Raw genomic sequence first — 25,151 nt, forward strand, 5'->3', positions numbered from 1 at the left:
CGCGAAACCGCCTCGGGCCGAATCGATTCGGCCCGGGGCAGTTCGCTTTTCTCAGCCGACGGTGATCGGGTGATCGAGTTCGTACAGGCTGCGGCGTCCGGTCATATCGGTGACCACCAGGCGCGGCAGATTCGGCCCGCGCCCGCTGTAGGCATGCGACACAACGGGTTCGGTGGTGATCTCACGCTCACCGTCACCGAAGTACCACTCGTAGTGCCGAATCGCGCCGCCCGCCTGGGCCGCGTCGAAACTCACGTCCTTGCCGACGGCCGCGGTGCTGCTCGAGACGCTGAATCCGCCGTCGGCCGGTCCGCCGTCACCGAACCATTCGCGCACCTTCGGGTTCATCAGGAACGCGTCGGCATAGCGCCGCGCACCCTCCACATCCGGATCCCCGGCCGCCACGGTGCGGCACTGCGGCGGAAGTTCGCTCAGCTGCGGACAGGCCAGCAGGCGCAGCGAGGCCGCCTCGTTGCCGAGCGGATTCATCCACAGCTCCGCGTCACCGGGCTTGCCGCCCTGCGCGAACAGGCCGTCCGCCGCGACGGCGAACTGTTCTCCGGCAACGGAATTGGCGGCCATCGCCGCCTGCCGGAAGACCTCGGCGGAGGAGCGGACGAATTCCGACCAGCGTTGCAGGAGGGTCTCGGGCATATTGTCGGTCTCGAAGCCGTAGAAGTAGTTGGCCACCATGACCTTCGGGCCGCCCGGCAGCGCGTGGGCCTTGCCGATGGCGGCCTGCATACCGCGCCCGCCGTAGCCGAGCTTCGCGCCGCTGAAGTAGGGCAGATTCGCGGCCGGGTTGACCGGCTCGGCCCCCAGTCCGGCGCATTCGCGGCGCACCGCCGCCGTCAGATCCTGGGTGCCCGGGGTGACGCCGACCGGGATCCCGAAGAGCGGGTCCAGATCGTTGATGCAGCCGTCCAGCAGCACCAGATCGACGTCGTATCCACCACTCGCGGCCTCCGAGCCGGCCCGGGCCAACTGACAGAACACATCCGGGGTGGTGCCCTCACCCTCGGCACAGAGCGAGTCGTCGCCGGTCGGATGCATCTCGGGGGCATCCAGGGCCGCACCCGAGGCCGAGTAGTCGTGCACTTGCGCGGTGCGGCCCGTCTGTCTGGTCAGGGCGTCGGCGGTCAGATGAGCGAACTTGCGATCCCCGTCCAGGCCCTGGCCCCACATCACCGAGTCGCCGACCGAAACCACGTGCAGCGGACGGCAATCGCGGCTGACCCGGAAATTCCACGGCTTGCCGTACTCACCCACCGTGCCGCCGGAACTGCGGGCCCGGGCGTCCACGCGTAGTAGACCGTCCGGGGGTAACTCGTCATTGCGCAGATCGAACCCGATGGTCACCACATCGGAGTTGACCGGGGCGATGCCGGTGCGAATCGGCTGCTCCCCCGCCAGTATTCGCCACTCCACGTCGGCTCGGGCCGGGACGCCCGGTGGGAAGTACACGGCGGTGGTTCCGCGCAGCGGTCCGTTGCAGCCGTTGTCGGCCGGGGTACTGACATCGATGATCAATGGGAAATCGGTCGTGGGACCCGCCGACGCCGGCACGGGCCCGACGACCGCTATCGCACCCACGAGCGCCGGTAGCAGGGCTACGCGGCACAAGGGCGATCGCCATAACTTCACAAGCTCCTCCTGGAGATTTGCTACTCGACAGCAGACATAGTGAATGCCGCTCGCCGAACGCCCGCCAGACACGCCGCCCTGGCCGAATTTAGTCATTTACATCGGCGTTTCCACGCGACAAAACGGACCAATGCTCCAAAACGTGCACCCCGCAGGAACTTCGGCGATGTTCACTCGGCATGGCAACCGGCGTTGTAGCTATCTGTTGGCTATCTTTAGGCTGCTCCGTGAAAGCCGTTCGAGCGGCCCGCAATTGCCGTGCCATATCTCGAAAACAAGGTCATGTCAGCGCTTTTCACCGCTGCAAGTTCTTGTTAAGGCAGCGCCAAGGGCCGCCGAGCACTGTGGTGTTCACCGAAGCCACCACCGGGGTGGGAAACGCTGGGACACGACCCGTCCACGAGGGGTGCCGGGTCGTGTTCCGGCAAGCTACCCGGCAGCGATCTTGTTCGCCCGATCCGTAGCGCCGGAGCCCCGCGAGCGCGCATCATGGAAGACAAGAGCGCCAACGAGATTGGGAGAGACGATGGAACTACCGGTCGTCTTCATATTGGCTTGCCTGGTCTACTGGTTCGGCCTACTGAGCTGACGCGGCCGGCGCGGCCGCGACCGCGAGCAGAGCGGCGGCGATCTGACGGCAGAAACCGTCCGCATCCTCGTCGCCATGGGTGAGCGCGCGCATCAGGGTGGCCCCGCGCAGCAGCTCGAACACCGCGTCGGCGTCACATTCCGGATCGGCCTGTCCGGCCTCGGCAGCGCCCGAAAGGAGCTCACGCAGCGCCTCCCGGGTCGGCTGCTCTCCCCGGTCGAGCAGGCGCCGATACGCCTCGTGATCGTCGTGGTACTCCGAGAGCAGACCCGGAATGGCCGAACGCGCCGCCGGATGTGCCGCGACCGTCAGGAACAACCGCGTCCACGCCAGCAGATCCGCGGATAGATCGCCGCTGGGGACCGGATGGTTGCCGGTGTCCAGCGCGAGCACCGCATCCTCCACCAGGGCCCGCTTGCCCGGCCAGCGCCGGTAGATCGAGGTGGTCACCACGCCCGCACGCCGGGCCACCGCGGCGATAGTGGTGGCCTGATAGCCCTCGCTGACCAGCAGATCCACCGTGGCCGCCAACACCTGGGCGTCCAGCTGCGGATCACGCGGCCGGCCGGGACCGGTGCGCGCGCCTGCGGGTGCGGTCACGGGGGCTCTCCATCCATCGGCTCGGGGAAATTCTCGATTCAGCGTATCGCGGCGGCGATATTTGAAATACGCTGCGCGTCCTATTCCAATTGCGACCTGACGAACAGCCTTGCCGGGCCCTACCGCCGCCGCTCGCACGGCCGCTGAATATCGCCGCGCGCGCAGCCGTGCCGGTCTATATGCTGACGCGGCACAATCGGCATCACATGGGGGATTCACAATGATTCGTATCGGCGTCTGGATGGTCGTGCTCGGGTTCGGCTCGCTGCTGTTGCAGAAGGCGAACATGCACTTCATCATCCTGTCCTGGGCCGACGATATGCAGCCGGTCTTCGGTATCGCGCTGGGTCTGGCCGGAGTCGTCGTCGCACTGATCGGGGCGGGCGTGCAGACGGGCCAGAGGAACGACGCGTGAGTAGCGCGGCGACCGCACATGAGTAGCGCGCGGCGCGATAGACAGCACTCAGCCCCCGGCACACTGCCGGGGGCTGAGTTGCTTCGTGGTGGCGCGGGCCGCCGCTAGCGGGACTCGATCAGGTCGACCTCGGACTGCTCCGCCGGAATCCCTTCTGCCGCAGCGGATCGCACGCCCCGCATCAGGAAGAAGGCGACCACCGCCGCGACCAGGACGCACGCCCCGCCCGCCCAGAAGGTGGTCTGCATGGCACTGGTGAACGCCTCGCGCCCGGCCGCCACGAAGACCTCGTTACCGCTCGCGATGGCGGCGGTGACGTTCTCGCGGATGACATCCGGAGCCGACTCGGGCATCGCCTCGGTATAGGTGCTCGCCAGAATCGCGCCCAGAATCGCGACACCGAGCGCACCGCCGGTCTGCTGAATGGTGTCGTTGAGCGCCGAGCCGACACCGGCCTGCTCCGGCGGCACCGCACCCATGAGCGCACCGATCGCGGCCGGCATCGCCAGCCCGGCGCCCGCACCGACCAGCGCCATACCCGTTGCGGGCAGCCAGAATTCGGAATCCACCGCCATGACGGCCAGCACCGCAGTACCGGCGGCCAGCACCAGCAGTCCGGCCACTGCGATCGGGCGCACGCCCGCCTTCTGGACCAGACCCGCTCCCACGCCCTGACATACGAGCGCGGCCAGAGCCATCGGAGTGAAGGCCACCGCGGTCTTGACGGGCGAGTAGCCGAGCACGAACTGCAGGTACTGGGTCAGCACCAGCATCAGACCGGCATTGGCGAAAACGACCAGGACCAGGGAGAAGCTGGAACCGGTGAACACCTTGTTGCCGAACAGATGTATCGGCACCATCGGATGTTCGGCCTTCAGCTCCCGGATCACGAAGGCGGTCATGCCCAGCACCGCGATCACCAGACCCGGCCAGGTTCCGGCGATTCCGGAGTGCGGGAAGTCGATGATCGTCCACACCGCGGCCGTGGTGCCGATGATGGACAGCGCCATGCCCGGCAGATCCGGTGCGGTCCACGGCCCCTTGGACTCGGGCATGAGCGCCAGCGCGGCGAGAATCGCGACGATCGCGATCGGCACGTTCAGCACGAACACCGAACCCCACCAGAAGTGGTTCAGCAGCACCCCGCCCATCACCGGGCCGCCGACCATGCCGATCATGGCCACCGCACTCCAGGCCGCGATGGCTTTCGGGCGCTCCTGCTCGTCGAACACGGTGATCAGGATGGACAGCGTGCTGGGCATGATCAGCGCGCCGCCGATCCCCATCACGACACGGCCCGCGATCAGCATGTCCGGGGTGCTCGCGTAGGCGGCCAGCACCGAGGCCGCGCCGAAGAGCGCCAGGCCGATCACCATCACCAACCGGCGACCGAAGCGGTCCGAGAGGCTTCCGGTGGTGAGCAGCAGGCCGGCGAACACCAGGATGTAGGAGTCGATGATCCACTGCAGGTCGGCGCTGGTGGCGCCGATATCGGTGGAGATCTGCGGGATCGCCACGGTGAGCACCATATTGTCGATCACCAGCACCAGCGAGCTCAGGCAGAGCACGACCAGAATCAGCCAGCGCTTCGGATCACGCTGCGCCACAGGTGAAGTCACCGCCGCGGCGGTATCGGTCTTTCGCATGTCAATCCCCTTCCGAACCCTTCGCCGAACACCGTGCGGCGTTGTCGAACACTGTACGGTTGAACGAACACTGTGCGCAACCGGGAACGGTGTACCGACTTTCGAACACCGTTCAACCAGGCGTTATGCTCACCCACACACGACGAGAGGACGAGCCATGGCCGCCCAGGACAAGGAAATCCAGTCCGTATGGACTCGGGCCGAGCGTCGCCGACGCGGACAGCCCGCCCTGAGCCGGGACCACATCGTGGCCGAGGCCATGGCCCTGCTCGACGCCGAGGGCACCGAGGCGCTGAGCATGCGCAAACTCGGCGCCCGGCTCGGCGCGGGTGCGACCTCGCTCTACACCTACGTCACCAACAAGGAAGAACTACTGGAGCTGACCACCGACGCGGCCTTCGGCGAGATCTCACCCCCGGTTCCCGTCGCCGACGGCGACTGGCGCCCGGCCGTCCGAGACGTCGCGTACGAGGTGCGGTCGATGATCCTGCGCCATCCGTGGCTGTCGTCCGTACTCGGCGAGATCGGACTGCTCTATCTCGGACCCAGCGTCATGCGCCTCAACGAAGGGTTCGTCACCCTGCTCGAGGAGGCCGGATTCGAGCCCGTCGACGCCGACACCGCCGTGACCATGACCTTCGCCTTCGTGATCGGCCTGGCCATCACCGAGGCCGCTTCCCTGCAGACCATCCGGCGCAGCGGGCTCACCGAAGCCGAGTGGTATCGCAAGTTCTGGCCCGCGGCCGAGGTCGCCACTCGCCCCTACCCGCGAATGCACAAGCGCTACCTCGATATCGGACCGCAACTGGCCGAACCCGGCCTCGATATGGAGCGCTTCCGCCGCGACTCCTTCGACACCCAGATGGACCGGCTGCTCGACGGCCTCGACCCGGCACTGCGCAAGGCGCGCTGAACGAGGCCGCCGGACAACGATTTCCAGCTCCGGTCCGCGCCGTTCAGCGGCCGGTGGGCAGATTCGCCCCTCCGGTGGCGTCCAGCACGACACCGGTGATGAAGGTGTTGTGGGCCAGCATGTGGATGGCGCGCGCGATGTCCTCGGCCCGTCCGACCCGGCCGACCGGAGTTGTCGCGGCGAGCCCGTCGAACAGCGACTCTCGCTGCGCCTCCGGGACCCGATCCCACCACGGGGTGTCGACGACGCCGGGCGAGACGGCATTGATCCGCAGCGGCGCCAGCTCCACCGCGAGCGGCGGCACCATGGATTCGAGCGCGCCGTTGATCGCCGCCAGTCCGGCGGTGCCCGCGAAGGCCGCGCGGGCCGACGCCGCGGTCACCAGGGTCACCGACCCGTGCGAATCCAGGTGCGGTAGCGCCGCTTTGAGGATCCGCACGTGCGGCCAGAACTTGCCGTCGAATCCCGCGGCCAGTTCGTCGAGGCTCAATTCCGCGAACGGGCCGCTGCCCGAGGAACCACTGACCGCGACGACGAGGTGATCGATCACGCCCGCGGTCGCGAAGAAGGCGTCGATATCGACCTGGTGTCCGGCATCCATGCTGAAAGTGCTTGTCCGGCCGCCGATTCTGGCCGCCGCCGCATCCAGCTTCGCAGGATCGCGACCGGTGATGACGACCTCGGCGCCCTCGGCAGCGAACAGGGCGGCGGTGGCCTCGCCGATGCCCGAGCTGCCACCGACGACTACGACGCGCGCGGATGTGCTGATCGGCTGTGATGTGGTCATTGTCCGAGTGCCTTTCTGTCGATCCGTCTATCCTTACGGAACCGACAGTCTCGACAACGCGTTAGTCGAGACTTTTAGTCTCGACAAAGCGGTGAGCTGGGCCACAGGAGCGTGCGGCATGGAAAAGTCCGGGACACAGGGCAAAGACTCCGGCGCCCAGGGCAACAGCACTGGCGCACAAGGCAATCCCGAGCGCCCGCACACCGGGCGGCGGCGCAACGAAGCCACCCACCAGGCCATCCTCGACGCCGCGGTGAAACTGCTGGCCAAGTCCGCCGGAGCACCGATCACCATCGATTCCATCGCGCGGGCGGCCGGGGTCGGGAAGCAGACGGTGTATCGATGGTGGCCGTCCAAGGGAGCGGTGCTGCTGGACGCGCTGCTGGACCGGTCCCAGCAGGAGGTGCCGACGCCGGATACCGGCACGCTGCGCGAGGATTTGCGCGCGGTGATCGCGGGAACCTTCCTCGGGGCACAGCGCTCGCCGACCGCGCCCGCACTGCGCACACTCGCCCGCGAGGCGGCCCGGGACGAACATCTCGCCGAGCTCATGCGGGAATTCGTCTCCCGGCGGCGCGCGGCGGTACGCGAAATTCTCGAGCGCGGACGGGATCGGGGCGAGCTGGCGGCCGACGCCGATCCGGATCTGATGGTGGATCAGATATTCGGGGTGTTCTGGTATCGCTTCCTGCTCGGGCACGCGCCGCTCGATCGGCAGACCGCCGACCGGCTCACCGACTCGATCCTGGGTCGAGGCTGACCGGATTCACTCGACCCCAACGGGTTTCGGCCTCACGCGCCCCGGGGTCGTGGATTCGGCTCGGCGTAGACCGTGACGTGCCGGACGGTTCCGGACAGGTCGGGCAGCTCCCGCGGCGGGGTCCAGGTCGTGAAACCGTCGTAACTGTCGCTGTAGTAGTACTTCTCGTCCTCGTAGGCGTCGAAGAAGATGCGGCGGCCGCCGTCGGGAAGCAGGGTGAGGGACTGACCCTCGCGCGGAGTGCCCCAACCGGCCCAATCATCCTTGGCCACAAAGGAGTACGGCCCGGCCGGCGCGTCTCCCACCGCCAGTTCGACGAGCTTGGTGGTCTCGTTCTTGGTGAACGCGTAGTAGCGATTGCCGACCGGGACCACGGTGGTATCGATGTAGCCGTAGGACTGGTCGTCGCCGGGTTCCGGGGTGAGGCCGAGCATCGGGGTCGGATCCGACCAGGACCGCAGAAACCGATCCGCCGCGGTCATGATGTGCGGCGTGAAGCGGTAGCCGTTCGACAGCGAGACCATCACATTGACGCTGCCGTCGGACGCGATCAGCCACTCCGGGGCCCAGGTCGAGGTGATCGCGGGAAGCCCGACCTCGTAGTCGTACATGTGGGACCAGTTGATCCGGTCCGTGCTGTGGGCGAAACCGATGGTGCGGCCCTCCCACCCGGTCGTATAGGTGAGGTAGTAGCCGCCGTCGGTATGTCGGAACATGCAGGGATCGCGCATCAGACCGGTCGGCGGATGATAGGCGCGTTCCTTCAGCACCTCGAAGTGCAGCGCGTCGGAGGACTCGTAGACGTAGAGATCCGCCTCGCTGTCATTGGTGAAGGCGGTCATCGTGTACCGAACCGGCGGCGTCGCGGACCTGGTGGCCGGAGCGGGCTGGGCGCCCGGCACGGGCGGCGCGGGCGAGGTGGGCGGAACGGCCGACACACCGGGCGCACGCAGTGCGAGCACCGGCAGTCCCGCCGCCAACGAGGCCAGCAGCATCCGTCGATTCAGCGTCATTTTCGCCACCTCCCGCGTCGACGGCATCCCTGATCGCTCATCATGACCGCCGGACATACGGCGAGTCGCGCGCGACACTCCGTGGCGCGGGCAACGATTCGGGCGCGCGGAGGACCTGTCGATTCGGCACCTCGCCTGCGACAACGTCCGGACCCCGGGCATATCGAGCCCACTGCGACGCCGGGCCGGAACTCACACGGCCCGGCACACCCGCTCCACACAGCGCGACAGCCCGCCCCGCTGGTCGCGGAACGGGCTGTCGCGGTGGCGTCGAGCGGGATGCTGCCCTAGCCGTTCAGACCCGCGCGTACGCCTTCCTCGATGCGCTTACCGAGTTCGGAATCGACGTTCTTCCAGTATTCGAAGACACGGCTCAGCACCGGCTCCCGCACACCGCCGAGCACATGGCCGACGACGTTGCCCACCAGGCGATCCCGGGCCGCGTCGTCGAGCACCTCGCGCACGAGCGTGCCCGCCTGGGTGAAGTCGCCGTCCTGTGCGTGCTGGATGTATCCGGCATGCACCATGGTCGGCTCGAAATCCCAGATGCCGCCGTCGGGCGCCCGGTCCGGATCCGCGTGCGGGCCGCCGAACGAATTCGGCGCGTACACGGGCACATTCGCGTCGTTGTAGTCGTAGCGCATCGCTCCCTCCTTGGAATAGGAGTTCACCTCCGCGGCCTTGGCGCGGTTGGGCGGCAGCTGCGCGTAGTTGGTGCCGATGCGGTAGCGGTGCGAGTCCGCGTAGGCGAAGACGCGGCCGAGCAGCATCTTGTCCGGCGAGAAGCCGATGCCCGGAACCACATTCGAGGGCTCGAAGGCGGCCTGCTCGATCTCGACGAAGAAGTTGCCCGGGTTCCGGTTCAGCGTCCACTTGCCGACCTCGATGAGCGGGTAGTCCTGCTGGGACCACACCTTCGTCAGATCGAACGGGTTGAAGCGGTAGCCCTCGGCCTCCGCGACGGGCATGACCTGGACCTTCACCGTCCAGCTCGGGAAGTTCCCGGCCTCGATCGCCTCGTACAGATCACGGCGGTGCACGTCACCGTCGGATCCGGCCAGCTCGTCGGCCTCGGCCTGGGTCAGGAACTCGATGCCCTGATCGGTCTTGAAGTGGTACTTCACCCAGAAGCGTTCGCCCGCGGCGTTGATCCACTGGTAGGTGTGCGAACCGAAGCCGTCCATGTGGCGGTAGGTCTTGGGGATACCGCGATCACCCATCAGCCAGGTCACCTGGTGCGCGGTCTCCGGACGCAGTGACCAGAAGTCCCACTGCATGTTGTGATCGCGAAGTCCGTTGCCCGGCAGGCGTTTCTGCGATCGGATGAAGTCCGGGAACTTGATCGGATCCTTGATGAAGAAGACCGGGGTGTTGTTGCCGACGAGGTCGTAGTTGCCCTCGGGCGTATAGAACTTGATCGCGAAACCACGCGGATCGCGCCAGGTGTCGGGACTGCCCTGTTCACCGGCGACGGTGGAGAAACGCACCAGCGATTCGGTGCGCGCGCCCGGCTGGAACAGCGCGGCCTTGGTGAAGCGGCTGACGTCGCCGGTCACCACCAGCTCGCCGAACGCGCCCGAACCCTTGGCGTGCACGATGCGCTCGGGCACCCGCTCCCGGTTGAACTGGGCGAGCTTCTCGATCAGGTAGTGGTCGTGCAGCAGGATCGGGCCCTGGGTACCCGCGGTGAGCGACTCGTCGTCACTCACGACCGGAGTACCGGTATTGGTGGTTGTCGGCTTGGTCATGCGAAGCCTCCTTATGGGAGTCAGCGATGTCCCGCGGATCTGCGCCCGGGCTGGGGCGAATCCGCGCGACTTGTTCGGTCACACACTCGGTGCGCGTTGTTCGGTCACACACCCGGGGCACAGGCCCCAGAACACGACTTCGGCTTCGTCGACCACGAAGCCCTGGGCATCGCCCGGTTCCAGACAGGGTGCGGCGCCCACGACACAGTCGACGTCGACGACGGTGCCGCAGTTCCTGCACACCAGATGGTGGTGGTTGTCGCCGGTGCGGGCCTCGTACAGGGCCGATTTACCGGCCGGTTCGATCCGCCGCAGCAGTCCGGCCCCGACACAGGCGCGCAGTACGTCGTACACCGCCTGGGTCGATACCGTTCCGAGCGTCTCCCGCACCTTCACAGCCAGTCGATCGGCATCCGAATGCGGGGCGGCGGCCACCGCGTCCAGGACCGCGACCCGCGGGGCTGTGACCCGCAGGCCGACGGCCCGCAATCGCTCCCGAGCGTCGTATCCGGTGTGCATGACATCGAGCCTGCCTCCTTTTCTGGAATTAGTCAAGAAAAGGAACCCGCTCGGAGTGGCGCCCGAGTCTCGGCGACGTGCCGCTCGACCGGGCTTGGCCTGCGGATCGGCTAGGGGGCGTACCGCAGGATCGCCGCGGCCTTGCCCTTGTCGGGCACATCGTCGGAGCGCACGGCCAGCACGCGGCCACCGGTGAGGATCACGCGCCGGGCGATCTCGTCCAGCACATCCGCGCCCTCGACCGCGGTGGCCGGGGAATCGAAGGTGACGGCCCCGTCCTGCGGCGCGAGCGTGCCCGGAACGCTGGAATCGATGTCCACCAGCAGAGTGTCGACCATGCCGAAGGTGGCGGCGCGGGCGATGTCCGACAGGTCGACCAGTCCGCGCCCCTGCGATCGACGATCTTCGAAAAGCGTTGCCAGAGTTGCCAGCTCGTCGGCATAGTGGCGATCGAGCACCTCACGGGACCGGGCGGACAGCTCGTCGTCGGAGGTGTGCTCCGGATTGCCGGGGATGCTCTCGGCCAGCAGCGCGTGGTAGCTGTTCTCGGCGCGGAACAGCGAATCGATGGGCTCGGTCGCGGCCAGGATCAGCGGAACATCACGCCCGGACAGCACATCTCGCAATTGCTGATCGACAGCGCGGGCGAACTGCCGCACCCGCAGCTTGCGCCCCTCGGTGCCCTGGATGCGCCCCTTGGGCGCACGCCCGCTGAGCGAGGCCTTGCGTGCGTAATCCGAAGCGCTGCTGGGCAATCCGGATACCCGGACCTCTTCGGCGGGAGCGTCGCCGGTGATCTCGACCAGCCGTACCGCGCCCTCGGACAGCGCGAGCACGAACGCGGTCTGCGGGAAGGTGATCGCCCGCAGCAGCGAGGTCAGCAGGAACCGATCGTTCACCGACACCGCCGCCTCCAGTCGATTGGGCACCCGGTAGGTGCGCAATCGGGTCGGCGTCGCGAGCACCACCAGGGACCGGGACTGGAAGCGCCAGAAGTCCTCGTCGTCGATCAGGTCGTCGAACTCCTGCCGCAGTTCGGATTTCGCGGCCGGATCGGTGACCCGCTCCAGCGCCTCACGCACCTGATTGCCGAACCGGATCCGGTGCGCGTCCGGGTCGGCCACGTCCGCCTCGGTGGGCGTGTAGATCGACACGGACCACGGATCGGTGGCCGCGGCCAACGTCTCGATCTCGCGGCGGGTCGGAATGTCTGTGTGCAGCATCGGTTTTCCTCCTGATGTCGGAATCTCGCTGATCAGTGCGCGGATGCGGGAGTGTCGATCACCTCCGCCGGGTCACGACGCGGAATGGATCGCAGCGGAGCCGCCGTGGCGGGCAGCCAGCCGAGCCGGATGATCGCGTGCGGGAACGCGCAGTCGTAGAGCAGCTCGGTGCGAATGGCCGCGCGCAGATCGGGCAGCTCCAGCGGCTCGGTCTGCATACAGCTGGCCAGGCCGAGGCCGGTCGCGGTGAGCAGCAGCGCGCTGGCGGCCTCGCCCGCGCGCAGCTGGTCGACGCGGGTGTCGGAGGCGGTGCAGACCACCAGCCATTCCGAGGCGTCGGTCTCCTCATCGGTGTCGGTCAGGGTCGCGTGCGTGAACGCCCGCTGCGGGACCTCGTCCTGCGGCCGGAACGGCGGAGTGCTGCCGGCCGGGACACCGTCGGTGGAATCGGTGCGACCGGTCCAACTGGCCAGCTCGCCGAGATAGTCGTCGTCGGCGGCGTGCCGATCGGCCGCGAGGTGCGCGGCGCGGGCCAGCGGTGCACGGAGGCTCGCGGGTACCTGCCGGGCCACCGCGCCGCTCGCGGCCGCACTGCCCGACACCGTGCGCACGTGCCGACTCTGCACCTCGCGCGAACCATAACGGCGACGATCGGAACGCCGGTGCGCGATGGCGGCGGCGAGTTCGATATCGGCCGCGGTCGGATGCGCGGCGGTGAGCTGGATGCGAGCCAGATGATCGGGGTCGTCCGGATCCGGACAATGCGTGACCCGAGCCGACCAGCCGAGCATCGCCAGGGCCACTCTCATGTGATGCAGGGCAGCACCGCAACTCATCAGCAATTCACGCTGGGTCGGGTCGGTGACACTCAACTGCCGCGATGCGTCGGCGTACAGGTGGATGGCCGTTTCCGAGAGCCTCCATCGCCAGGGCTGGGTGTTGTGCACCGAAGGCGCACGAACCGCCAGCGCTACGGCGGATTCGAAAACTTCCACACTGGGTTTCACAAAGGCCATGGGCAGCGCGTTCCATCCTTTCCGGAGTGGTCTCCACAACGATGGTTCCAGATGAAAGGTCCGATCGGGCGGTGAAGTTTCACAGCGCTGCTCGGCTCGGGCTGTCACCTGCGAACAATCAGCGAATGTCGCCGATGCGACTAATGCCCGATCTCGCGATAGCGCAGGGCCCACCAGACCTGCACCGCCACGCCCGCGTCCTTGAAGCTCGCCCCGGTCAGCTCCTCGAATCGGGCCAACCGGTTCCGGACCGTGTTGTGGTGCAGATACAGCTTCTGCGCCGCCTCGGAGGCGTTCAGTCCGGTGGAGAGATAACAGTCCACGGTCTGCAGGATCGAGGGATCGGCGTTCTCGACGGGCACGATGAATCGTTCGCACATGGCGGCCCCGACGTCGCTGTTTCCGACCACCGCCGTCAGGATTCCCATATCGGTGAGCGTGTGCTCGCCGAGCCGATCGAACAGCCGGGCCGCCTCGGCCACCCGCGAGGCGATGTCGAAGGACCGGGACAGCTGATCGATATCCGCGAGCGGACCGACCCCCACGTACGCGCCGGCCACGCTCAACGAGCCCGGCTCCGCGGAGCAGACACCCACCACATCACCGTCCAGCATGGCGGCCAGCCCGTGCGGTGGACGGCAGGCCGCCAGCTGCCGGAACTCCCACTCCGTCTGCTCGACCACGGCGGCATCCACCACGATCACTCGAAACGCGGCATAGCGCTCGTCGAGCCGTAACCCGAAGTGCTGCACCTGCCTTCGCAATTCGTCCACACTCAACCGGCCACCGAACAGAGCGCGCACCAGATCGTCGCGCCTGCTGTCGAGCCTGCGGCTCATCCGGGCCTCGGCGTCGCGATGCCCGGCGCTGAACGCCACGGTGGCCTGATCGCTCACCGACAGCAGGGCTCCCAGGATCCGCCCGGCCGTCGCGCTGGTCACCTCGCGCCACAGCGGCGAGCCGCTGATCTGCTGGAAGATCTCGTGAATCGCAATCTGCCAGGTGCGCAGCATCGCCTCCAGCGGAATTCCCTGCTCGGCGCGCAGACCGCCGTATGCCCGGTACTCGGCCAGCTCGGCCGGGGTGAATTCGCGGGCCTCGCGCAACGCCGTGGTCAATCGCTGGAAGGCGTCGGCGATGGAGGGCGTGACCGCGTCGGCATCGAGTGCGTCGTAGGAGGGCACTTCTCGCCGGAATCGCTCGAAGAGCATGGCCGCCAGGTCCGAGGTGTCATCGGACAGCACCCGGGACAGGTACCCCTGAACCGCCTCGTCGGTGCCCATCGAGATCGAACCCTACCGGCGAGACCTGCCCCTTTCGCCTATCCGAGCCGGGGTGTCCGACGCTCTTCGGAAGGGATTCACCCGGGCGGCACCGCCGGACCAGGGGTGGTCGGAGGTGGCGTCCGCGCGGACGGGGGCGGGGTCCGGTAGGTGGGGCGCGGGAAATTCGACGGCCAGTCACGGAACGGAGGTTCCAGAGTGGCCGGAAACCGGCGAAAGCTAGGGGCGGGCAGATAGGTCGGAACCGCCGTCCGCGTGGGGGTGCGGCGCGGTGCGGTATCGGAGGTACCGGCGATCACCACATTCAGGATCACCAGGCCGATCAGCCCCGCGACGAGCTTGACCCACCAGCTGCGCGGACGATTCGCCGGCTCGTACGCGGCGAACGGGCCCGGCGGCGGCTGGGCCGCGGCCCGCAGGTGCGACCACGCCTCTGCCTCGGCGACAGCCTCGAATTCGGCCTGGGCGAGCCGCTGCTCCTCCTCGGCGATCCATTCGAGCATCTCGCGGACCGCGCCCGCGGCGCTGGTGTCGAGCCTGGCGACCAGGCGGAACCTGTCCTTCGCCGCCTCGTTGTCCCCGCGCATCAGATCGATGCGACCCAGTTCGAAAAGGGCCTCGATATTCTCGGGTTCCAGTTCCAGCGCCCGGTGAAACGCCTTCTCCGCGTTGGCGAGCGAGCTCGGGTCACGCAGATTGCGCGGGAGATTCAGGCGCAGAACGGCACCGCGCAGCACGTGCAATCGCACGTTGTCCGGATCGATCTCGAGCGCCCGCGCGAGTGTGCGCAGCGCGGCATCGGGATCCGAATGCCGCTGTGTGGCAGCAAGAATTCGCAGATTGTCGACATCATCGGGATCCAGGTCCACGGCCCGCTGCGCCGCGTCCAGCGCCCGGCCTCGGCATTCCCGCACGAGCACCGGATCTTCGGTGCCCGAGGCCACTTGCCCCTCGGCCAGCGCCCGGATCCGCCACACGAACGTACTGTCGGGCATCAGCCGCAGCGCGGTGGCGCTGTACTCGAGGGCACGCTCGGGCTCGCGCATGCGCAGGGCCACCTCGGCCATGACGGCCAGCGCGAGGGCATTCTCGGGGTCGCCTGCCAGGACCTCGCCCAGCATCTCCCGAGCGCCCTCGAGCCGGCCCAGGTCCATCAGGACCCACGCCTTGTCGATCTTGCTGTCCATCGTCACCTACCTCCCGGGACGGCTCGTCGGCATCGCGCGTCCGGTTGCGCCCTGTGCCGCGACAGAGGTCGGCTCGTCAGCCGGAACCGTTGCCGTACAGCGGGTTCAGCGTGGCGCCGGGACCGGTGGGATCGGCGTTCGCGACGCATACTGCTCGATGTCACGCAGCAGCTGCTGTTGTTGCCGCTGCCGGTCCAGGGCCGTCTGGGTGGTCTGGGTGATCGGGGCGTCCGGCCGTACCGGTTGCGAATCGTCGTCGGCCTCGGCGGAGCAACCCACCACCAGCTTGAAGACGAAGAAGGCCACCGCGACACCGACTCCGGCCGTCGGCTTCCAGAAGCGCACCGCCTGATCCAGATCCGGGCGCTGCTTCGCCACGGACCGCTCCGCGCGCCGCAGCGATCGCTCGCCCGCCTCGGCGCGCACCGCCGCGCGCCGCTCGGCGACCTCGGCCGCCCGGGCTGCCTCGGCCTCCTCCTGTTCCAGCTCACGGGTGTACTTGGCCGAGAGGATCCGGCTCTCCTCGGCCTCGATGCTCGCGATCTGCTCGTCCACTTCGCGGGCGCGGGCCGGGTCGAGCTTGGCCACCTTGCGCAATCGCACGATGGCGGCACGCCGGCGGCCGGCCAGCCAGTCCACCATGGCCAACTCGTGTACGGCGTCGACGTTTTCGGGATCGGCGCGCAGCACCTCGCGCACCGCCGCCTCACCGCGTTCGATCTCCGCCGGGCCGCCCTGACGCCACCGCTCGGGGTCGAACCGCCGCAACCGATCCAGAACGCCGGTCGAATCGATGGGGTTGTTCACGCGTGTACCTCTCCGGTGACGACCGCTCGGCGCGATCGCCCTTTCTCTCGTCCGGGGCTGCCGGATATTCGTCCCGCGAGTGGCGCGGGGTCGGGATGGCGCCGATATACGGCGAATTCGCTTATTCCGCAGGCTGGTTCGGAACCCGCAGGTGAGTGAGGGCGGCCAGGTTGCGGCGCGCCTCGTCGGCGTACTCGGGATCCAGAAGCGCGGTGCGCCTGAACAATTCGGCGGCCGTGTCGAAATTTCCGCGACCCCGCTCGATTCGGGCCAGTCGATACACGGCCTCTGCGTTCGACGGGTCCAGGCGCAGCGCCTCGCGGAAGGCGGCCTCGGCCAGCTCCGTGTACCGCGGATCGTGATTCTTCATCCGCCGCAGCACCGCACCCCGCAGGACGTGCAGCCGGACCCCGTCCGGCGCGACCTCGAGGGCGTGGTCCAGATAGCGCACGGCGGCTTCGGGATCGGAGTACTGCAGCACCGTGGCCAGCACCCGCAGACTGTCGGTGTCCTCGGTGTCGAGCTCCAGCGCGCGGCGCGCGGCCGACTCGGCGTCGGCCATCCGCCGGTGCCGATCCGGCCGATCATGGTGCGGCGCACGGGAGGAACGCACCAGCGCCACCGCCCGGACCCGCCACGCGGCGGTGAATTCCGGTGACACCCGCAGTGCCGCCGAGGTGTGCTCGAGCGCGCGATCGTTCTCGCCCAGTCGCAACGCCACATCCGCCAGGTGCACCAGGGCCAACGGATTGTCCGGATCGCCGGCCAGCACCTCGGCCAGCAGTTCCCGCGCGCGCTCGAGCCTGCCCAGATCCGCCAGAACCCACGCCTTGGCGATCCGGTCGTTCACCGGAGGAACTTCTTGTCCTTCATGTAGGTCGCCAGGTCGTCGTAGGTGCCGTCGTTATTGGCGAATTCGACTACGTTGCGGGCGGATTCGAACCAGGCCGTGGTGCTGGGCCGGACCTGGGCGAGGGCGCGGTCGAGATCGGCCATGCCGACCGGGCGCACGGTGCCGCTCCGAATCGAGTCGGCCATGGCGAACTGGGTGGCGGAATTACAGATATGGGCGAGGTCCGCACCCGAGAAGTTCTCGGTGCGGGCCGCCAGTGCTTCCAGATCGATGCCCGTGACGGGACGGTCCTTCAGGTGGTGCCGCAGGATCGAGACGCGGGCCGCGGCATCGGGCAGCGCCACCAGGATCATCCGATCGAAACGGCCGGGGCGGCGCAGCGCCACGTCCACATCCCACGGGTGGTTGGTCGCGCCGATCACGTAGACGCCCTCGTTGTTGCCCGCCATCGAGTCCATCTCGTTGAGGAGCTGGTTGATCACCGCGCGCATGTTCGCCGAATGCGAGAGCTGACTTCGCTTGTGCCCCAGCGCATCGATCTCGTCGAAGAACAGGACGCACGGGGCCTTGCGACGAGCCGTCTCGAAGATCTGATGCAGATTGCGCTCGCTCTGGCCGATGTACATGTCCAGCACGTCGGCGATCTCGATCGAGACGAAATCGGCGCCGAGCTCGCCCGCCACCGCCGAGGCGATGAAGGTCTTGCCGCAGCCGGGCGGGCCGTACAGCAGCAGACCCCCGCGCGCACTGGTGCGGAAGGCCCTGGCGAATTCCGGATTTCGCATGGGGCCGAGCAGGGACAGCTCCAGCTGATCCTTGACGTGATCCATGCCGCCGACGTCGGCGAGCGTGAGGGCCGGGCGATCGAACATGCCGACATCGCCCTCGGCGTACAGCGCGGGATCACCGGTCACGAAGGCGGGCGCGATGATGTCACCGACCTCCTGTTCGGCGGCGTGCCAGTCGAATCCGGGAGCCGCGGCGGGCTCCGCGGGACCGCGCGAGTCGGCGGGCCGCTTCTCGATGTCCTCCGGCGGTGCGGTGGCCGGGACCGGCGGCGGCCCACCGGCCAGCGCGGCGGTGCAGCGCTGCAGCAGCGCCATCGCCGGGCCGTGCGTGCGATCCTGCGCCAGGGCGGTGGCGCAGTGGGTGAGCGCCTCGGCGTAGCGGCCGCGGTCCGCAAGCAGTTCGATCACCCGAACGCGAAGCGGGAGCAGGTCCGGGTTGCTCTCGAGCACGGTCAACAGTTCGGTGATCACCGGATCTTCGGTCACGCGCTCCCCCATGGAAATCCAACCTCTTGCGCCGAATGCTAAACGGTCGGGGCGACAACGCACCACGTGATTCGGGTTGCGCAGGTCACAGCCCCGGACCCGGAATAGATTCGCGAGGCTCCCGGTTGATCACCATTGCCGGCGTCGGAACAGCCCCGGGCCTCACCCTTCGTCGCTACGAGCGACCACTCGCCGAGAGGCGCTTGTTGGGCGTCGGCGCTCACTTCGCAGCTTTCGCTGCGGGCATATGCCGCCAGGACTCCCCCCGCCTGGCGGCATCGTGCGTTCGGCGGCACCGCCCGTTCGACGACCCTGTGCGTTCGGCGAATCCGCCCGTTCGACGACCCTGTGCGTTCGACGACACCGCGCGTTCGCGGGTCGGCGATCGCACCGTCCGCGGCCGTCAGGTGGGCGAGCGCACACCATCACGCGAACACCGCGGCCTGCGGGACGAACACCGGATCGCGATCGGGCGAACATTGCGCGGAGCTCCCGCGATACGCACCACCGGGCCGTTAGCCTGAAACACATGATGCGCCTGGGGTCGGCCCGCGCGGTCGCGGTGGTGTTGACGGCGAGCATCGTGCTTCTCGGGGGCGGCATCGGCCACCCGAGCGCACGAGCGGCACCCGATGAATCGCGGTGCGCCGCACCCATCGGACGCGAGTTCGAGCGGGCCACCCCCGAGCAGCAGGGCCTGGACACACAGCGGCTGGCCGAGGCGCTGACGTTCGCGGCGGACCGGAATCGCTTGAACGTGCAGATCTTCCGGCACAACTGCCTGATCGGCGAGGGCCCCACCAATGCCGAGACCGGCCGCGTTCCCTGGAACGTCTGGAGCGTCACCAAGAGCGTCGTCTCACTGCTGGCCGGAATCGCCTGGGACCGTGGTGAACTCGATATCGCGGCGCCCATCGACCGCTACCTCCCGCCCGGACTGGGCGATGCCGCACACCGGGCGATCACGGTCGAGAACCTGCTGACGGAGACCTCCGGGCTGCGCATCGGCGTGGTCACCGAGGGCGTCACCGGCGTGGTGCCGGTCGACCCGTTCAGCGCGGTGCAGGCGCTGGCCGTCCCGTTCGCCACTCCCCCGGGCAGCGCGTTCTCCTACAGCCAGCGCAATGTCGACCTGCTCTCCTACGTCATCGAACTGGCCGTCGGCGAGTCGCTGCAGGACTTCGCGCAGCGAGAACTGTTCGGCCCCATCGGAATCGAACGCGGTGACTACTACTGGGCCAGGGACCGCTCGGGGCACACCTACGGTTACGCGCACCTGACGATTCCGCCGCTGGACCTCGCCCGGCTCGGCATGGTGACCGCGAACGACGGCGAGTGGAACGGGCAGCGGATCGTCTCGGCGGACTATCTGCGGCGCGCGAGGGCGCACTCCGCGACCAGCGACTGCTACGGATACCTCTTCTGGCTCGGGCCCGGCTGCGCGGAGAACCCCGACTTCCTGCCGGCCGACGCGTATTCCATGTCCGGCTTCGGCCTTCAGCACGTGTACATCGTGCCGAGCCTGGATCTCATGGTGGTGTGGACCGGGCTGTTCGGCGTGCACACCGGCCGGGGCCCCACCGGAATCCTGCAGTACGGACGGGAACCCGCGCACGAGTTCTTCCGCCGCCTTTTCGCCGCGTTCCACGACAGCCCGGTCCCCGAACCGGGCCCCTACGTGGAGGTTCCACAGACTTTCGACGCGAGCGCCTACTTCGACACCGATATCGCGCTCGCGGTGTTCGGCGCCGGCCCGGCTGCCTTTCCGGGCTGCAATGTGCTGTCCTGCTTGAACATTCCGCTGGCGTCGCCGTTCACCGACGCGCCGCCGGGATGCGTGCTACTGGCATGCGTGGGCACCGACCCACGCACCCCGGGCATTCGCTGACCGACCCGCACTCGTCGCGGGCTGGCCGCAGCGAGTGCGGGCTCTCAGGGTGTGACGGCCGCGCGCCCGGCCAGCTCGCGCAGTTCGTCCGCGGGACGGCGGCCCGCGAACTGTAAGAGATCCCGCACCACTTCACGCGCGCGATGATCGTTGTGAACCAGCTCCGGTGTCAGCCGCTCGGCATTGAGCAACGCGTCCAGAGCCTCCTGTGCCTGCCGCCGCTGGGCGTGTGCGCGGGCGACGTCGACCAGGAATCGGGCTTGGCGCTCCGGTGAGAGCACCGAGGCGTTCACCGTGCGCGCGGTGTCGAGCGCTTCTCCGGCATCGCCCAATTCGACGGCCACCGCCACCGCGTGCACCGCGACACTGGTCGGGCCGAATTCGGTGTCGAAATCGTTGCGGCCCTCGCCGAGTCGCTCGGCGACGGTGCGCGCGGCGGTCAAGCCCGCGCGGGCCGCGACCCGATTTCCGTCGGTCGCCGCGATCACGGCCAGCATCAGCTGGAGAGATCCGTAGAGCGACAACACTTCCGGACGTGAGCGGGACTCGTCGGCCACCTGCGCCGTCAGAGCCGCCACCGATACCCGAGCCGCTCGTTCGGCCTGCTCGAGCCTTTGCAATCGTAGGAATGCCTGCGCCATTCGGTAGGTCCCGGCGACGACGCTGAGCGCGTCCCCGGATTCCTCGGCAGCGGACAACGCTCTGTCCGCGGCCACCCAGGCCGCATCCACTTCTTCTTGACGGGTGAAGGCGGTCGCGGCCACCTGGTAGGCGCGTGACAGTAGTGCCAGCACCTCCGGCCGCTTCGCCGACGGGGATCGAGCCGCATGCTCGAGATCCGGAATCAGTTCCAGCAGAATGCCGCCGACCTCCACGAGTCTCGACTCGTGAGCCAGCTGCCATGCCAGTTCCACTCGCTGTCGCAGTTCCGATAACTCGTCGTCCGCACTCCTCGCGAGAGTGCGATCGTCCTCGTCACCGAACAGTTGCTCCAGCGCCGGATGTCCGGTGAGCAGCAGACGCAATTGCTCGAATACAGCCGAGCCGGGTCTGTGCCCGTCGCCGCGGTCCGCGGCCAACGGTTCGGCCGCTTCCGGCCGCAGATCCCGCACTGCCACACCGAGTACATCCGCAAGCCGTTGCAGGACCGACAGTCTTTCGACCGGCAGTACGTCCCGTTCGACCTGGGAAACCCAGCTTTCCGAGCGCCTGATCGCCGCGCCCAACTCTTTCTGCGATAGTCCCCGCCGCCGGCGTAACTCCGCTACCCGTGCCCCAAGGGTACTTTCGGCCACCGGGTCAAACTCCTTCTGCCTGATCGGCTTTCCCGGCCGTCACCGCCCGCTTGTTTCGTCGATGTCCGACATGCCCTTCTCCTTCCGATTGGATCTTCGGACAAGGATTCCAGACCCGGGGAGCTTACGGCGCACAGTATGGAACATGTATTTTTCTTATTGCACCGCAATTTTTCTGTGTTCACCGTGCGAAGAGGACCCGCCGAACCAATCGGGCAACAAGAGGTAATCATGCCCGGCGCACTTTACTTCTTCCGACCCGATGTCGGAATCGGCGGTGCGGCAATGTGGTTCGCGGCAAACAGGCCTCCGCCGGTGAGTATTCCAGCACCGGTTGTGAACACACCACCCGCAGCATCGACATCCGTCCCGCGCACCAAGGATTCCGTGACTCATCGGCACAGAAAAGCCCAGCCCACACCCACCGAACCGGCAGCGGACGACCACCCCGAAAACCGGCGAAGTTCATGTGTGCCTGCGCTTTCCGAGCGGCATGCCGCTCGATTACCGAACCGGTCACGCAATTGCGGAACGACCGGCGGCGCATTTGAGACCGCACAGTATCGAAGTGACCATCAATGGACAGCCGAGCGCCCTTCTCCCCCGAAATAAGAAAACGGGCTGTTTCGATCCCGAAGGATCGAAACAGCCCGCTTCTTCATTCTTCGATCAGCGGTCCGCGAGCAGAACCTCGGCGATCTGAATCGTGTTCAGTGCCGCGCCCTTGCGCAGATTGTCGCCGGAGACGAACAACGCGAGTCCGCGTCCGTCCGGGACGCCCGGATCCTGGCGAATTCGGCCCACGAGGGACTCGTCGATACCGGCGGCGGCCAGTGGTGTCGGGACATCGGTCAGCTTGACGCCGGGGGCCTTGGACAGCAGTTCGGTGGCGCGAGCGACCGAAAGCGGTTCGGCGAATTCGGCATTGATCGACAGCGAGTGTCCGGTCAGCACCGGAACGCGCACACAGGTGCCGCTGACCAACAGACCCGGCAGACCCAGGATCTTGCGGGACTCGTTGCGCAGCTTCTGATCCTCGTCGGTCTCGAAGGAGCCGTCGTCCACCAGCGCACCGGCGAGCGGGATCACGTCGAAGGCAATCGGCGCGACGTACTTGTTCGGCGCGGGGAACTCGACCGCCGAACCGCTGTGCACGAGCTTCTCGGCATCGCCGATAACCGCGCGCACCTGCGAGACCAGTTCCTCGACGCCGGCCAGGCCGCTGCCGGACACCGCCTGGTAGCTGGAGATGATCAGCCGCTGCAGGCCGGCCTCGTCGTGCAGCACCTTGAGCACCGGCATGGCGGCCATGGTGGTGCAGTTCGGGTTCGCGATGATGCCCTTGACCAGGTTGCGCGTGGCCTCCGGGTTCACCTCGGAGACGACCAGCGGAACCTCGGGATCCTTGCGCCAGGCCGACGAATTGTCGATGACGGTGACGCCTGCCGCCGCGAAGCGCGGAGCCTGCACCCGGGACATGGTGGCCCCGGCGGAGAACAGCGCGATATCGAGGCCACTGGGATCGGCGGTCTCGGTGTCCTCGACCTCGATCTCCTGGCCGCGGAAGGACAGCTTCTTACCGGCCGAGCGCGCGGACGCGAAGAACCGCACCTCGTCCGCCGGGAAGTTGCGCTCCTCCAACAGCTTTCGCATGACAGCGCCGACCTGACCGGTCGCGCCCACCACACCTACACGCACACCCATGAATCAGTGTCCTTTCAACATGTTCGGGAGCGCTACGCGGTTACGCTGCGCTGCCATCTCCGCGCCTGACCCGAACATGTCAGCGCCCCGTCCCGCCGTGCACCACGGCTACCTCGTCGCCACCCAGCTCGAAGGCCGTGTGCAGCACCTTCACGGCCTCGTCCAGATCGTTGTCCCGGACCAGCACCGAGATGCGGATCTCGGAGGTGGAGATCAGATCGATGTTGATCCCCGCGTCCGCCAGCGACTCACAGAAGGTGGCGGTCACGCCCGGATGCGACTTCATGCCCGCGCCGACCAGGGAGACCTTGCCGACGTGATCGTCGTACACGACCTGGGAGAAGCCGATCTCGCCCTGCTGCTTGGTGAGCATCTCCACCGCACGGGGGCCATCGAGCTTGGGCAGGGTGAAGGTGATGTCGGTCTTGCCCGTCTCCACCTTCGAGACGTTCTGCAGCACCATGTCGATATTGATCTCGGCATCGGCGACCGAGCGGAACACCTTGGCGGCGTAGCCCGGCTTGTCGGGGATACCGACGACTGTCACCTTGGCCTCGCTGCGGTCGTGCGCGACGCCCGTGAGGATTGCTTGCTCCAACGGGATGTCCTCCATCGATCCGGAAATCAGTGTGCCGGTCTTGTCCGTGTACGACGAGCGCACATGGACCGGCACGTTGTAGCGGCGCGCGTACTCGACGCAGCGCAGCATCAGAACTTTCGAGCCGCAGGCGGCCATCTCCAGCATTTCCTCGTAGGAGACGGTGTCCAGCTTCTGGGCGTCGGTGACGATGCGCGGGTCGGCGGAGAAAACGCCGTCCACGTCGGTGTAGATCTCGCACACGTCGGCATTGAGCGCGGCGGCCAGGGCCACCGCGGTGGTGTCGGAACCGCCACGTCCCAGCGTGGTCACGTCCTTGCTGTCCTGGGACACGCCCTGGAAGCCCGCGACCAGCACGATGGTTCCCTCGGCCAGAGCGTTCTGCACCCGGCCGGGAGCCACATCGATGATCTTCGCGTTGCCGTGCGTTCCGGTCGTGATGACACCGGCTTGTGAGCCGGTGAAGGACCGAGCCTCGGCGCCGAGGGAATGAATTGCCATGGCCACCAGTGCGTTGGAGATGCGCTCACCGGAGGTGAGGAGCATGTCCATTTCGCGCGCGGGTGGGGCGGGGGCGACCTGCTGAGCGAGATCGAGGAGCTCATCGGTGGTGTCACCCATGGCCGAGCAGACCACGACGACGTCGTGTCCCTGCTTCTTCGTCTCGACGATTCGCTCGGCGACCCTGCGGATCCGCTCGGCGGTGGCGACCGAGGATCCTCCGTACTTCTGGACGACGAGAGCCACGTCGGAAATCCTCCAAGATCGACAAACTGCTGCTACCAGCCCCCAAGGCTACCGGCTCAGGTCCATCGATTTGCGTCCTACCTCCCGGGGACCTCCGCGACAGACGCCTCACCGGGCGAATCCTCGCTGCCGGTAAGGGTATTGAACAGCCAGCTGAACTTCGTGTTGTGGAAGGCGGCGAAGCTCCACTCGCCGCCCCGCCGGACCGCGACGTACACATTCACCTTCGTGTTGAAACGGCCGCGGCGGCGGCCGCGCTTCACCACCGCGCCTACGCCGCATGACCGGTCGAATCAGGAGCGGGTGGCCAAGGTGACCTCGGTGCCGCTGTCGAAGGTGCGACGGTCGGTGACCGTGAAGGGAGTCGGGTCGAATTCGCCACCGAACAACTTCCCGGGCACCGGACAGAAGTCGTACTCGACGCCCGGACCTGCGATGATGCCGTCGAGGGAGGTCGCCACGCAGTAAGCAAGCTTTCACATTTTTTACCGCCCCATGCGTTTCACTCTACTTGTAGTGATTATGACGTAGTACTACATACAAAGTGGTTTCAAGAGTGGATTTGACGAGCCTCGAACATCGCCGGGACGCGGTGCCCGGCAAACATTCGGACGTCCCGTGCGGCTTCGAATGCCCGGCGCG

22 protein-coding genes are annotated in these 25,151 nt (G+C 67.5%); 4 read left to right on the top strand and 18 right to left on the bottom strand.

What is annotated here, in order from left to right:
* Positions 1 to 51: 51 nt before the first annotated feature.
* Both NJ1_RS30475 and NJ1_RS30480 read right to left on the bottom strand, forming a co-directional pair.
* Positions 52 to 1,530: a PKD domain-containing protein gene (locus NJ1_RS30475; RefSeq protein ID WP_157574355.1), complete on the bottom strand. Its 1,479-nt coding sequence runs from the start codon at positions 1,528 to 1,530 to the stop codon at positions 52 to 54.
* Between the two features lie 691 nt (positions 1,531 to 2,221).
* Positions 2,222 to 2,833, bottom strand: a complete 612-nt coding sequence (locus NJ1_RS30480) for a TetR/AcrR family transcriptional regulator (protein ID WP_067701092.1) — start codon at positions 2,831 to 2,833, stop codon at positions 2,222 to 2,224.
* Between the two features lie 220 nt (positions 2,834 to 3,053).
* Here NJ1_RS30480 and NJ1_RS39845 point away from each other — a divergent pair, with 220 nt between their 5' ends.
* Positions 3,054 to 3,248 (top strand): hypothetical protein, encoded by a 195-nt coding sequence (locus NJ1_RS39845; RefSeq protein WP_067701095.1) that lies wholly within the window; start codon positions 3,054 to 3,056, stop codon positions 3,246 to 3,248.
* A 104-nt stretch (positions 3,249 to 3,352) separates the two neighbouring features.
* Here the strand turns inward: NJ1_RS39845 and NJ1_RS30490 are convergent, their stop codons facing one another.
* Positions 3,353 to 4,894: an MFS transporter gene (locus tag NJ1_RS30490; protein ID WP_067701098.1), complete on the bottom strand. Its 1,542-nt coding sequence runs from the start codon at positions 4,892 to 4,894 to the stop codon at positions 3,353 to 3,355.
* Positions 4,895 to 5,051: 157 nt separating this feature from the next.
* Between NJ1_RS30490 and NJ1_RS30495 the strand changes: the two genes are divergently transcribed.
* Entirely contained in the window at positions 5,052 to 5,807 is a 756-nt protein-coding gene (locus NJ1_RS30495) for a TetR/AcrR family transcriptional regulator (RefSeq protein WP_067701101.1), read from the top strand.
* Positions 5,808 to 5,850: 43 nt separating this feature from the next.
* Here the strand turns inward: NJ1_RS30495 and NJ1_RS30500 are convergent, their stop codons facing one another.
* Positions 5,851 to 6,594 (bottom strand): SDR family oxidoreductase, encoded by a 744-nt coding sequence (locus NJ1_RS30500; protein WP_067701104.1) that lies wholly within the window; start codon positions 6,592 to 6,594, stop codon positions 5,851 to 5,853.
* A 118-nt stretch (positions 6,595 to 6,712) separates the two neighbouring features.
* Between NJ1_RS30500 and NJ1_RS30505 the strand changes: the two genes are divergently transcribed.
* Positions 6,713 to 7,354: a TetR/AcrR family transcriptional regulator gene (locus NJ1_RS30505; RefSeq protein ID WP_084479025.1), complete on the top strand. Its 642-nt coding sequence runs from the start codon at positions 6,713 to 6,715 to the stop codon at positions 7,352 to 7,354.
* Between the two features lie 32 nt (positions 7,355 to 7,386).
* Here the strand turns inward: NJ1_RS30505 and NJ1_RS30510 are convergent, their stop codons facing one another.
* From NJ1_RS30510 to NJ1_RS30555, 10 genes are all read right to left on the bottom strand, one after another.
* Entirely contained in the window at positions 7,387 to 8,367 is a 981-nt protein-coding gene (locus NJ1_RS30510; protein ID WP_067701107.1) for a glycoside hydrolase family protein, read from the bottom strand.
* Between the two features lie 287 nt (positions 8,368 to 8,654).
* On the bottom strand, positions 8,655 to 10,115 hold the full coding sequence (locus NJ1_RS30515) for a catalase (protein ID WP_067701111.1): 1,461 nt from the start codon (positions 10,113 to 10,115) through the stop codon (positions 8,655 to 8,657).
* A 78-nt stretch (positions 10,116 to 10,193) separates the two neighbouring features.
* The gene (locus NJ1_RS30520; protein ID WP_067701114.1) at positions 10,194 to 10,634 is read right to left on the bottom strand and encodes a Fur family transcriptional regulator; all 441 of its coding nucleotides are present in this window, start codon (positions 10,632 to 10,634) and stop codon (positions 10,194 to 10,196) included.
* A gap of 110 nt (positions 10,635 to 10,744) precedes the next feature.
* A complete protein-coding gene (locus NJ1_RS30525) occupies positions 10,745 to 11,857 on the bottom strand; it encodes a baeRF11 domain-containing protein (protein ID WP_067701117.1) in 1,113 nt (370 codons plus the stop codon).
* 32 nt (positions 11,858 to 11,889) lie between these two features.
* Positions 11,890 to 12,873, bottom strand: coding sequence for an Acg family FMN-binding oxidoreductase (locus NJ1_RS30530; protein WP_067701120.1), 984 nt, complete (start codon positions 12,871 to 12,873; stop codon positions 11,890 to 11,892).
* Between the two features lie 140 nt (positions 12,874 to 13,013).
* On the bottom strand, positions 13,014 to 14,156 hold the full coding sequence (locus tag NJ1_RS30535; protein ID WP_067701123.1) for a PucR family transcriptional regulator: 1,143 nt from the start codon (positions 14,154 to 14,156) through the stop codon (positions 13,014 to 13,016).
* 77 nt (positions 14,157 to 14,233) lie between these two features.
* Positions 14,234 to 15,343, bottom strand: coding sequence for a tetratricopeptide repeat protein (locus NJ1_RS30540; RefSeq protein ID WP_157574357.1), 1,110 nt, complete (start codon positions 15,341 to 15,343; stop codon positions 14,234 to 14,236).
* Between the two features lie 105 nt (positions 15,344 to 15,448).
* On the bottom strand, positions 15,449 to 16,150 hold the full coding sequence (locus tag NJ1_RS30545; protein WP_067701129.1) for a tetratricopeptide repeat protein: 702 nt from the start codon (positions 16,148 to 16,150) through the stop codon (positions 15,449 to 15,451).
* A 121-nt stretch (positions 16,151 to 16,271) separates the two neighbouring features.
* Complete coding sequence (locus tag NJ1_RS30550; protein WP_067701132.1) at positions 16,272 to 17,000, bottom strand: tetratricopeptide repeat protein; 729 nt, start codon at positions 16,998 to 17,000, stop codon at positions 16,272 to 16,274.
* Positions 16,997 to 18,277 (bottom strand): ATP-binding protein, encoded by a 1,281-nt coding sequence (locus NJ1_RS30555; protein ID WP_067701251.1) that lies wholly within the window; start codon positions 18,275 to 18,277, stop codon positions 16,997 to 16,999. The genes NJ1_RS30550 and NJ1_RS30555 overlap by 4 nt, the downstream gene beginning before the upstream one ends.
* A gap of 529 nt (positions 18,278 to 18,806) precedes the next feature.
* Here NJ1_RS30555 and NJ1_RS30565 point away from each other — a divergent pair.
* Positions 18,807 to 20,165: a serine hydrolase domain-containing protein gene (locus NJ1_RS30565; protein WP_067701138.1), complete on the top strand. Its 1,359-nt coding sequence runs from the start codon at positions 18,807 to 18,809 to the stop codon at positions 20,163 to 20,165.
* Between the two features lie 44 nt (positions 20,166 to 20,209).
* On the opposite strand, the gene NJ1_RS30570 is transcribed toward NJ1_RS30565, so the two are convergent.
* The 4 genes from NJ1_RS30570 to NJ1_RS39435 form a co-directional block, all read right to left on the bottom strand.
* Positions 20,210 to 21,460: a helix-turn-helix domain-containing protein gene (locus NJ1_RS30570; protein WP_067701140.1), complete on the bottom strand. Its 1,251-nt coding sequence runs from the start codon at positions 21,458 to 21,460 to the stop codon at positions 20,210 to 20,212.
* 669 nt (positions 21,461 to 22,129) lie between these two features.
* Entirely contained in the window at positions 22,130 to 23,164 is a 1,035-nt protein-coding gene (locus NJ1_RS30575) for an aspartate-semialdehyde dehydrogenase (protein WP_067701143.1), read from the bottom strand.
* A 79-nt stretch (positions 23,165 to 23,243) separates the two neighbouring features.
* Positions 23,244 to 24,509, bottom strand: a complete 1,266-nt coding sequence (locus tag NJ1_RS30580) for an aspartate kinase (protein ID WP_067701146.1) — start codon at positions 24,507 to 24,509, stop codon at positions 23,244 to 23,246.
* A 293-nt stretch (positions 24,510 to 24,802) separates the two neighbouring features.
* Complete coding sequence (locus NJ1_RS39435; RefSeq protein WP_157574359.1) at positions 24,803 to 24,970, bottom strand: hypothetical protein; 168 nt, start codon at positions 24,968 to 24,970, stop codon at positions 24,803 to 24,805.
* Positions 24,971 to 25,151: the final 181 nt, after the last annotated feature.

The sequence above is a fragment of the Nocardia jejuensis NBRC 103114 genome, from assembly GCF_001613145.1.
GTDB classification, from domain to species: Bacteria; Actinomycetota; Actinomycetes; order Mycobacteriales; family Mycobacteriaceae; genus Nocardia; species Nocardia jejuensis.